Origin of the sequence: Novosphingobium sp. B-7, assembly GCF_000410615.1 — a bacterium.
Taxonomy (GTDB): domain Bacteria; phylum Pseudomonadota; class Alphaproteobacteria; order Sphingomonadales; family Sphingomonadaceae; genus Novosphingobium; species Novosphingobium capsulatum.
Map to the genome: position 1 here is coordinate 1 of NZ_APCQ01000119.1, position 9432 is coordinate 9432.

The window sequence follows — 9432 nt, forward strand, 5'->3', positions numbered from 1 at the left end:
GTGTCGGCCTGCTCGGGCGGCTCTGCCACCACCACGCCGCGCCGCCGCCGCATCCGATCGCGACACAGGTTGAGCGTGACGAGATGCAGCCAGGTGTCGAACCGCGCCTGCCCCGGGCGCCACCGTCCCGCCTGTCGCCAGGCCCGCACGAACACTTCCTGTGCCACGTCCTCGGCCTCGTGCCGATCGTGCAGCAGGCGGCTCGCCAGGGCCAACAGGCGCGGCAGCTTGGCCCCGACGAACTGGCGCACCGCGCCATCCTCGCCCTGGGCCATGCGCGCCAGCAATGCGGCGTCGGGATCTGCCTCGCTCAAGCCAGGGCCTCGCAGGCCGGTGTCCCGAAGATGGTGGGCACGGCGGCATCAGCCTCAGGACGGGTTTTGCTGCCCGTCACCCTGCATGCCGTGGTCGCCCATGCCTTCCTGGCCACCGGCACCACCGCGCATGCCGCCACCCCGCATGCCTTCACCGGGCCGCATGCGCTCGTCTGGCGTCAACACGCCATCGCCATTGCGGTCCATGCGGTTGAAGCGCTCGGTCAGGGCAGCGGTGATTTCCGCCTTGTCGAGATAGCCATCGCCATTGCTGTCCATGCGCGTGAACTGCCGGTCGGGGTCGCCCCGACCGGCCATCATCGCCGTCAGTTCCGCCTTGCTCACGCGGCCATCGCCATCGGTATCGGCGGCCATGATCCGCCCCATCTGGCGCGCGACAAAGGCATCGCGGGTCACGCCCTGGCCCGCTGCCGGCGGAGATTGCGGTGCGTCCTGCGCCAGGGCCGGCATCGCCGGGGTGAGCGCCAGGAACAGGGATGCCAAGCCAAGTGTTTTCATAAGACCTCCATCGAGCCTGGCCCTTTAACGGGGCATGACGCGAATTCCGTCGCACCCCGCTGCAAATGCCGAAGAGGAAGCAAGAATGTTCGCGCTAAAGCTGACCTAGCCCCCGCCCAATCGATTCTCGCTGGCACGATGGCGCCGCTGCGCCCACATGCCCCAGCATGAGTCATGCCCCCCTCCCCGGAACCGTGTTTCTGGTCGGCGCCGGCCCCGGTGATCCCGATCTGCTCACGCTGCGCGCCGCGCGCCTGCTGATGAAGGCCAAGGTCGTGGTGCACGATGGCCTGGTCGATCCGGCCGTTCTGGCCATGGCCCCGCGCGGCGCCCGCTTAGTGTCGGTGGCCAAGCAGCGCGCGCGCCACACCATGCGGCAGGAAGACATCAACGCCCTGCTGGTGGCAGAGGCACTGGCCGGGCACGATGTCGTGCGCCTCAAGGGCGGCGATCCGTTCATTTTCGGCCGCGGCGGGGAAGAGGCAGAGGCCTGCCATGCCGCTGGTGTGCCGGTGCAGGTGGTGCCTGGGGTCAGCGCCGCACTGGGCGCAGCCGCTTCGGCACAGATCCCGCTGACCCATCGCGAGAATGCCTCGATCGTCTCGTTCGTGGCCGGGCAATGCAAGGGCCTGTCGGATCAGAACTGGGCGGGCCTGGCTGGCGTTGGCCGCACCCTGGTGATCTACATGGGCGTGGCCACCGCCACCGCCATCGCCGAAAAGCTGATGGCCGATGGCCTGGCGCCGACAATGCCGGTGGCGGTGATCGAAAATGCCTCGCGCCCGCAGATGCGCGTGGTAAGGGGCGCGCTGGCGGGGCTGGCCGACCTGGTCGAGCGCGAACGCATCAAGAGTCCGGCACTGATCGTCATCGGCGAAGTGACCGCACGGGGAGACATCATGGAATTGCAAGCGGTTGTGGAGGCAGCCCGATGAGCGAGAAGATCAAGATCATCACGGGCAACGACTTGCGCACGGGTGACGTGATCTGGTGGACCGGCGAAGGCTGGTCGCGCCATGTCGACAATGCAGTGGCGGTAACCCACGATGCCGACGCGATCATCGCCCGCGAAAACGCCAAGCAGGTGGTGACCGACACGCACGTGATCGATGCAGTGGCCGCCGACGGCGCGGTACGCCCGGCCCACATCAAGGACCGCATCCGCGCACTGGGGCCCACCGTGCGCCTCGATCTTTCGCTCAAGCCTGCCGATCCGCAGGCCGGCAGCTGGGTAATCTGACCATGTATCAATACGATCAACACGACCAGGCGATGGTCGATGCGCGCGTGGCCGAATTTCGCGGCCAGGTGGCACGCCGCCTGTCGGGCGAACTGACCGAAGACCAGTTCAAGCCGCTGCGCCTCAAGAACGGGCTCTACCTCCAGCTGCACGCCTACATGCTGCGCGTGGCGGTGCCCTATGGCACGCTCAATTCCACGCAGATGCGCGTGCTGGGCGACATTGCCGACAAGTATGACCGTGGCTACGGCCACTTCACCACGCGGCAGAACATCCAGTACAACTGGATCAAGCTGGCCGATGCGCCCGATATCCTGGCAGACCTCGCCAAGGTTCAGCTCCACGCGATCCAGACCAGCGGCAACTGCATCCGCAACACCACGGCCGATCACTTTGCCGGCGCCGCCGCCGATGAAGTGGCCGATCCGCGCCCCTATGCCGAACTGCTGCGCCAGTGGTCGACGTTCCACCCGGAATTCGATTACCTGCCGCGCAAGTTCAAGGTGGCGATCATCGCCAGCGAGACCGACCGCGCGGCCATGCGCCTGCACGATATCGGCATCCAGATCGTCAAGAACGAGGCGGGCGAAATCGGCTGCAAGTTCTTTGCCGGCGGCGGCATGGGCCGCACCCCGATGATCGCACCTTGCATTGCCGAATTCGTGCCCGCGCTGCAGATGATCAGCTTTCTCGAAGCGGCACTGCGCGTTTACAACCGCCACGGCCGGCGCGACAACAAGTACAAGGCGCGGATCAAGATCCTGGTCCACGAAATCGGCGTCGCCGAATACAGCCGCCAGGTGCAGGAAGAATTCGCCCACATCCTTACCCTGGGCCTCGAACCGCCGCCGGCCGAGCTGGAGCGGATCAAGGCGATGTTCGCCGATCCCGGCCTCGAAAGCGGGCTGTCTGACGATCTCGATCGCAGCGATCCCGATTTCGCGCTGTGGGTCGATCAGAACGTGCACACCCACAAGCAGGCCGGCTATGCGATCGTCACGATCAGCCTCAAGCCGGTGGGCGGCATTCCGGGCGATGCCACGGCCGACCAGATCCGCCTGATGGCCGACCTCGCGCGTGACTACAGCCTCGATGAACTGCGCGTCAGCCACGCGCAGAACATCGTGCTGCCGCATGTGAAGAAGGCCGATCTCTATCGCGTCTGGCAGGCGCTGGATGCCGCGGGCCTGGCCACGCCCAATCTTGACCTCATCACCGATATCATCGCCTGCCCCGGCCTCGATTACTGCGCGCTGGCCAATGCCCGCTCGCTGCCGCTGGCGCAGAAGATCACCGATCGCTTTGCCGATATCGGCCGCCAGCGGACCTTGGGTGAATTGAAGCTCAAGATTTCAGGCTGCATCAATGCCTGCGGGCACCACCACGCCGGCCACATCGGCATCCTGGGGGTGGATCGCAAGGGCGTGGAAAACTACCAGTTGCTGCTCGGTGGGGCTGAAAGCGCCGACACCTCGCTCGGCACGATCACCGGCCCGGGCTTTTCCGAAGACGGCGTGGTCGATGCCATCGAAAAGGTGACGGACGTTTACCTCGCCCGCCGCGAGGGCGCGGAACGCTTCCTCGATACCTATCGCCGCATCGGCATGGCCCCGTTCAAGGAGGCGATCTATGGTTGAGACCGTGCTGCGCTATCGCACCGACGAGCCCGTGGGTGACCCCGCCGTGACGGTGGATGCCTTTGCCGCGCAGAGCAATGCCACCGCCGTGCGCATCGAGCCGGGCGACGATGCCCTGGCGCTGTTGCCGCACCTGGAGCGCATTGCCCTGATCGAGGTGAATTTCCCCTCGTTTGCCGATGGCCGGGGCTATTCCGCCGCGCGGTCGTTGCGCGAACGCGGCTATACCGGCGAACTGCGCGCGGTGGGCGATGTGCTGATCGATCAGCTTTCGCACATGCGCCGGTGCGGGTTCGATTCCTTTGCCCCTGACAAGCCGATCAGCGCCGAGGCGGCCGAAGCCGCCTTTACCACCTGGCCGGAAGTCTATCAGCAGACCGTCGATGGCCGCGCCCCGATCTGGGCCGCGCGCCACCCGGCCGCGAAAGCCTGAAGCCATGGCCAGCCCCGCCCGCACTCCCGACACGCTCGACCTTGGCCCGCGCTTTACCGCGGCCGAGGTAGCCGCGCTCAACGCGCGGTTCGCTGATGCCTCCACGCAGGATATGCTGGCGGCCGTGCTGGGCGAAGGGCTGGCGGGGCGCGTGGCCGTGGTCTCCAGCTTTGGCGCGGAAAGCGCCGTGCTGCTGCATCTGGTGGCGCAGGTCGATCCGGCAACCCCGGTGCTGTTCCTCGACACGCACAAGCATTTTCCCGAAACGCTGGCCTATCGCGATGCCCTGGTGGCGCAACTCGGGCTGACCAACCTGGTCGTGCTGGAACCCGATGCCGCCACCGTGGCCAAGAAGGACGAAGCGGGCCTGCGCTGGTCGTGGGACCCGGATGGCTGCTGCGAAATCCGCAAGGTGATCCCGCTGGCCAAGGCCATGGCGGGCCTCGATGCCACCATCACCGGGCGAAAGGGCTTCCAGTCGTCCACCCGCGCTGGCCTGCCCCGCTTCGAGCTGGACAGCAGCGACGCAGTTGGCCGCCTCAAGATCAACCCGCTCGCCAGCTGGACCAAGGACGCGCTGGACGCCTATTTCACCGTCCATGGCCTGCCGCATCACCCACTGGTGGCGCAAGGCTATCCCTCGATCGGCTGCGCCCCCTGCACCAGCAAGGTGGCACCGGGTGAAGACCCGCGCTCGGGCCGCTGGAAGGGGTGGGACAAGACCGAATGCGGCATCCACGTGCCTGGCAGCACGGATGACGGCGACGGCAGCGAGCTGCCCCCCGGCTACGAACCGGTGTTCTGACCCGCGCCCAAGCCTGCGGTTTCCTTATGGTTCCGTGCAAAATTTGATCGGTCCCGCAGGGTTGATCCGGGCGCGCGCTTTCGTCAAGGCAGGCCAGTCCCGCCTGCCCGGAAAGCCCTGCCCTTGACTGACGAGATCGCCCCGATCACCCCGCTGCGCCGCCGCCTGATCATGTGGCTGGTCACCGGCGCGCTGTTCATGGAAATCCTCGACGGGACGATCCTGACGACCGCGCTGCCCTCGATGGCGCGCACCTTCGGTACATCGGCCGTCGCCCTCGACATCGGCATTTCGGCCTACATGCTCGCACTCGGCGTGCTGATCCCCGCCAGCAGCTGGCTGGCCGATCGCTTTGGCTCGCGCCGCATCTTCGTGACCGCGATCGCGATCTTCACGGTGGCATCGGCGCTGTGTGGGCAGGCGCAATCGGTGCCTGAATTCGTCGCGCTGCGCGTGCTCCAGGGGATTGGCGGCGCGATGATGACGCCGGTGGGGCGCCTGGTGGTGATGCGCCACACCCCGCGCGACCAGCTTATCGCCACGCTTTCAGCGCTGATCTGGCCCGCGCTGTTCGCGCCAGTGGTCGGACCGCCAGTGGGCGGCTTCATTACCGAGCACCTGGGCTGGCGCTGGATCTTCTATTTCAACGTGCCGCTGGGCATCCTCGCCCTGCTCGCGGCGCTGTGGCTGATCCCCGACGTGCGCGGCCCGCGCCGCCGGTTTGACTGGACCGGCTTTGCGCTCACCGCCGTCGGCGTGTTCGCCTTGCAGATCGGCCTGGAGCATAGCGCCCGGCGGATCGACGCTTTGGGCCTGGGCCTGGTGTGTGCCGGGCTTGCGATGCTGACGATCACCATGGCCCACTTGCGCCGCAGCCCGAATCCGCTGCTGGATCTTGGCGCGCTCAAGATCCCATCGTTTCGTGCGGCGGTCAGCGGCGGATCGCTTAGCCGCATGGCGATCGGCGCCGTGCCGTTCCTGCTGCCGCTGATGATGCAGGCCGGTTTCGGCTATGGCGCGGTGCATGCCGGGCTGTTCGTGGTCGCGCTGTTTGCCGGTGACATCACGATGAAGGCGCTGGTCGAACGCATCCTGCGCCGCTTCGGCCATCGCAACGTGCTGACGATCAACGGCGTGATCTGCGCCGCCTCGCTGCTCTCGCTTTCGGCAATCGGCCCGCATTCGCCAGCCGTGCTGGTGGCGGCCCTGTTGTTCGTCAACGGCCTGGCCCGCTCGCTCCAGTTCTCGTCGCTTTCCACCCTGGCCTTTGCCGATGTGGACCGCACCGCGATGGGCGATGCCAACGGCCTGTTCAACACCATCCTGCAGCTGGGCGCCGCCGCCGGCGTGACCGCGGCGGCGATGAGCGTGCACGCCGGCGATGCTCTCGCCGGCGCGGTTGGGCTGAACGGCCAGGGCGCGGACTATCGCTTCGCGTTCATTGCCATGGCCGTGCTCTCGCTCGGCGGCGTGATCAGCGCGCTGAAACTGCCGCACGAGGCCGGACGGACGCTGACCACGGGATAAGGCGCAAAGAAGCGCAGCCCTATCGCGCCATCCGCCCGTTCAGGAACAGCGTGACGCAATAGCCAACATGCGCGGCCAAGGCGGCAGGATCGGGCCGTGGCGCGCCATAGAGCAGCCGGCTGACCTGACCGGCCAACGTCAGGTCGAGGAACGCCAGCGCATCGCGCGCCGGGTCTGCCGTGGTGATCAAACCGGCGTGCGCCCAGGCGCTGAGCCGATCGGCCAGCGTAGCCTCGATTGGCTCCACCGCTTCGCGCCGATACAGTTCCGACACCTCGGGAAATTCCGCGCCTTCAGCCACCGCCATGCGACCCACGAAAATATTCTCGTCGCTGGTGATCCACGCCAGCGCCAACAGCCCGAATGCCTGCAGCCAGCCCTGCGGATCATCCGCCGTGATGCCGGCCGGATCAATCGCGCTGCGCCAGCGCGCGGCAATGCGCTGCACCACACCGCCAAACATCGCCCGCTTGGTGGGAAAATGCCGGAACATCGTGGGCTTGGACCCGGCAAAGCGCTCCAGAATGCGGTTGGTGCTGGCCGCGGCAAAGCCATGCGCCATGAACTCGGCCTGCGCGGCATCAAGAATGCGCTCGCGCACGGCTTCGGGCTTGCGGCTGCGAATCGGTCGGGCGGCTTGCGTCGTCATCGTCCTTGCCATAAAGAAACCAACAGGTTTGTTTAATTCGATAGCGGGAGAGCTTGGCCATGTCTGATTACGTGCGCAACCTCTGGTATATGGCGGCTTGGGAAAACGAGGTGCCCGATGATGGCGTGCTCGCCCGCCGCCTGCTCGATGCCCCTTGGGCGATCTATCGTCTGGGCGATGGCAGCTATGCCATGCTGGCCGATCGCTGCCCGCACCGGTTCGTGCCGCTCAGCCGGGGCAAGCGCGTGGGCGACATGCTGCAATGCGGTTATCACGGTCTGGGCTTTGGCGCCGATGGCCGCTGCGCGCATACGCCATTTGCCACGCCGGTCCCTGATGCCCAGGTGGCCACGCGCCCGATCGTGGCGCGGCACGGTGCCTTGTGGTTCTGGCCGGGCGACGCCGCGCTTGCCGATCCTGCGCTCATTCCCAATTTTTCTTTCGTGACCGACGGGGCAGAAGTGGTGTGTGAAAGCCTGCTGATGGATGCAGGCTATGAATTCATCACCGATAACCTGATGGACCTGAGCCACGCAGAATTCCTGCATGTCGAAACCTTCGGCGTGAACGGCTCGCTGTTCGGCGGCAAGCACAGCGTCGAAACCGATGATACCGGCGGCATCTGGAACAAGTGGGACATGGTCGATGCCAAGGCGCCGGAATGGGCCAAGCCCATGCTGCCGCCCGGCACCAATACCGACCAGAAGATGCACATCCGCTGGCACGCGCCAGCATCCATGGCGCTGTTCATCGAACTCACCCGCGGCGACAGCGGCCAGCCGCTGGTCCCGCCGATGGCCAATCCGCACATCATCACGCCGGCAACGGCCACTACCTCGCACTATTTCTATACGCGCGAACCGGGCGATGCCGCCAAGGCCATGGCGCTCAAGGTCTTCCTCGAAGAGGATGAGCCGATGATCCAGGCTGCCGAAGCCGGCCTCGATGGACAGGAGTTCTGGGCGGCGCGGCCGCTGATCCTGGCGTCTGATGCCGGCGCGGTGCGGGTGCGCCGCCGCCTGATGCAGTTGCGCAAGCGCGAGGCAGCCGAACCTGCCCTGCAGCCCGCATAACGCAACCGGGCTGGCGTCCTACAGCCAGCCCTCTTCCTTGTACCATGCCGCCGTGGCGTGGAGACCCAGCGTGGTTTCCACCTGCGGCTCCCACAGGCTGGCTGGCGGGCGGGCGCCATCGCTCACCGTCCAGTCGGGGTGGCACATATAGCCCACGCGATCGAGCGTGAGCTTGGCCTTGTCCTTGCGGGCCCAGCGATCGGCCTTGGCCACCCATTCCAGCACGCCGCGCGGCAGCGGCAGCGGCTTGACCCGCTTGCCCATGGCGAGGCCGATGGCGCGGGCCAGATCGGTATGGCTCCACCCACCGGGCGTGCCATCGTCTGGCTCGAACGTCTGGCTGGTGACGTCCTCGCCACCGGGCACCAGCGCGATCAGCAGGCGCGCCAGGTCGTTCACATGGATGATCGAGGCGCGTCCCTCGGGCGGCAGCGGCACGATGCCCTTGCGCGCCAGCTTGAACAGCTCGAACATCTCGGTGTCGCGCGGGCCATAGACCGCCGGCGGGCGCACCACGGTCCAATCCAGGCTGGATGCGCGCACGATCATCTCGCCCTTGCGCTTGCTGGCGCCATAGACCGACAGCTGCGGCTCGCGCGCAGAGAGCGACGAGACGTGGACGAAGCGCTCCACCCCGCCCGCCAGCGCGGCGTTGACCACGTTGAGCGTGCCGGTGACGTTGCCAGTGTGAAACCCGGCCTCGTCCGGCGCGTTCACCACCCCGGCAATGTGCAGCACCACCCCGGCACGATGCACCAGCCGCTTGAGCGCGGCGGTATCGTGCAGATCGCCCTGGACCCATTCGATGCCCTCGCGCGCGGGTTGCGGGCGGCGCGTCAGCGCGCGCACGTCCATCCCGGCGCGCGCCGCCTGCTCCAGTAGGGCTTGCCCGACGAAACCGGTGGCACCGGTCACCGCCAGCAATTCCCCCGGTCTTTGGCGAAGCGCCATCATGCGCCGATCCTCGACACCGGCAGCCTCACAATAGCACCATCTGGTCCCGGTGGATCAACGCGGAGCGCGGCGCATAGCCCAGGATCGCCTCGTGCGCCGACGAGGGATGGCCCAGCAGCCGCGCTGCCTCTGCCGCGTCGTATTCCGCCAGGCCGCGCGCCAGGGTCTGCCCATCGGGGCCGATCACGGCAACGGCATCGCCCCGCGCGAAATCGCCGTCGATCGCGGTGACGCCGGCAGCGAGTAGGCTGGACCCGCGCGCCAGGGCAGCGGCGGCACCG

At 67.0% G+C, this 9432-nt stretch carries 12 protein-coding genes; 7 read left to right on the forward strand and 5 right to left on the reverse strand.

The window, feature by feature from the left end:
• Positions 1-314, reverse strand: a 314-nt coding sequence (locus H926_RS0101175; RefSeq protein ID WP_028657421.1) for a sigma-70 family RNA polymerase sigma factor, incomplete at its 3' end; no start/stop codon positions are given.
• A gap of 54 nt (positions 315-368) precedes the next feature.
• Positions 369-833, reverse strand: coding sequence for an EF-hand domain-containing protein (locus H926_RS25000; protein WP_022674671.1), 465 nt, complete (start codon positions 831-833; stop codon positions 369-371).
• A gap of 167 nt (positions 834-1000) precedes the next feature.
• On the opposite strand from H926_RS25000, the gene cobA reads away from it, so the two are divergent.
• From cobA to H926_RS0101210, 6 genes are all read left to right on the forward strand, one after another.
• Complete coding sequence (cobA, locus tag H926_RS0101185) at positions 1001-1768, forward strand: uroporphyrinogen-III C-methyltransferase (protein ID WP_022674672.1); 768 nt, start codon at positions 1001-1003, stop codon at positions 1766-1768.
• Positions 1769-1776: 8 nt separating this feature from the next.
• The gene (locus tag H926_RS0101190) at positions 1777-2073 is read left to right on the forward strand and encodes a DUF2849 domain-containing protein (protein ID WP_028657417.1); all 297 of its coding nucleotides are present in this window, start codon (positions 1777-1779) and stop codon (positions 2071-2073) included.
• Positions 2074-2075: 2 nt separating this feature from the next.
• Positions 2076-3710, forward strand: coding sequence for a nitrite/sulfite reductase (locus H926_RS0101195; RefSeq protein WP_022674674.1), 1635 nt, complete (start codon positions 2076-2078; stop codon positions 3708-3710).
• Entirely contained in the window at positions 3703-4143 is a 441-nt protein-coding gene (locus H926_RS0101200; protein ID WP_022674675.1) for a DUF934 domain-containing protein, read from the forward strand. The genes H926_RS0101195 and H926_RS0101200 overlap by 8 nt, the downstream gene beginning before the upstream one ends.
• 4 nt (positions 4144-4147) lie before the next feature.
• On the forward strand, positions 4148-4948 hold the full coding sequence (locus tag H926_RS0101205; RefSeq protein ID WP_022674676.1) for a phosphoadenylyl-sulfate reductase: 801 nt from the start codon (positions 4148-4150) through the stop codon (positions 4946-4948).
• Positions 4949-5071: 123 nt separating this feature from the next.
• The gene (locus tag H926_RS0101210; protein ID WP_022674677.1) at positions 5072-6475 is read left to right on the forward strand and encodes an MFS transporter; all 1404 of its coding nucleotides are present in this window, start codon (positions 5072-5074) and stop codon (positions 6473-6475) included.
• 19 nt (positions 6476-6494) lie between these two features.
• Here H926_RS0101210 and H926_RS0101215 read toward each other — a convergent pair whose 3' ends face one another.
• A complete protein-coding gene (locus tag H926_RS0101215) occupies positions 6495-7124 on the reverse strand; it encodes a TetR/AcrR family transcriptional regulator (protein ID WP_022674678.1) in 630 nt (209 codons plus the stop codon).
• Positions 7125-7183: 59 nt separating this feature from the next.
• On the opposite strand from H926_RS0101215, the gene H926_RS0101220 reads away from it, so the two are divergent.
• The gene (locus tag H926_RS0101220) at positions 7184-8197 is read left to right on the forward strand and encodes an aromatic ring-hydroxylating dioxygenase subunit alpha (RefSeq protein WP_022674679.1); all 1014 of its coding nucleotides are present in this window, start codon (positions 7184-7186) and stop codon (positions 8195-8197) included.
• An 18-nt stretch (positions 8198-8215) separates the two neighbouring features.
• Here the strand turns inward: H926_RS0101220 and H926_RS0101225 are convergent, their stop codons facing one another.
• Both H926_RS0101225 and H926_RS0101230 read right to left on the reverse strand, forming a co-directional pair.
• Positions 8216-9151: an NAD(P)-dependent oxidoreductase gene (locus H926_RS0101225; RefSeq protein WP_022674680.1), complete on the reverse strand. Its 936-nt coding sequence runs from the start codon at positions 9149-9151 to the stop codon at positions 8216-8218.
• A gap of 25 nt (positions 9152-9176) precedes the next feature.
• The coding region (locus H926_RS0101230; protein WP_028657420.1) for a PUA domain-containing protein at positions 9177-9432 on the reverse strand (256 nt) is incomplete at its 5' end.

Bases quoted from the DNA above. Each gene is read 5' to 3' on its own strand.
- H926_RS0101215 (WP_022674678.1), bottom strand. From the start codon at position 7,124: ATGACGACGCAAGCCGCCCGACCGATTCGCAGCCGCAAGCCCGAAGCC.
- H926_RS0101220 (WP_022674679.1), top strand. From the start codon at position 7,184: ATGTCTGATTACGTGCGCAACCTCTGGTATATGGCGGCTTGGGAAAAC.
- H926_RS0101200 (WP_022674675.1), top strand. From the start codon at position 3,703: ATGGTTGAGACCGTGCTGCGCTATCGCACCGACGAGCCCGTGGGTGAC.
- H926_RS25000 (WP_022674671.1), bottom strand. From the start codon at position 833: ATGAAAACACTTGGCTTGGCATCCCTGTTCCTGGCGCTCACCCCGGCG.
- H926_RS0101205 (WP_022674676.1), top strand. From the start codon at position 4,148: ATGGCCAGCCCCGCCCGCACTCCCGACACGCTCGACCTTGGCCCGCGC.
- H926_RS0101225 (WP_022674680.1), bottom strand. From the start codon at position 9,151: ATGATGGCGCTTCGCCAAAGACCGGGGGAATTGCTGGCGGTGACCGGT.
- H926_RS0101195 (WP_022674674.1), top strand. From the start codon at position 2,076: ATGTATCAATACGATCAACACGACCAGGCGATGGTCGATGCGCGCGTG.
- cobA (WP_022674672.1), top strand. From the start codon at position 1,001: ATGAGTCATGCCCCCCTCCCCGGAACCGTGTTTCTGGTCGGCGCCGGC.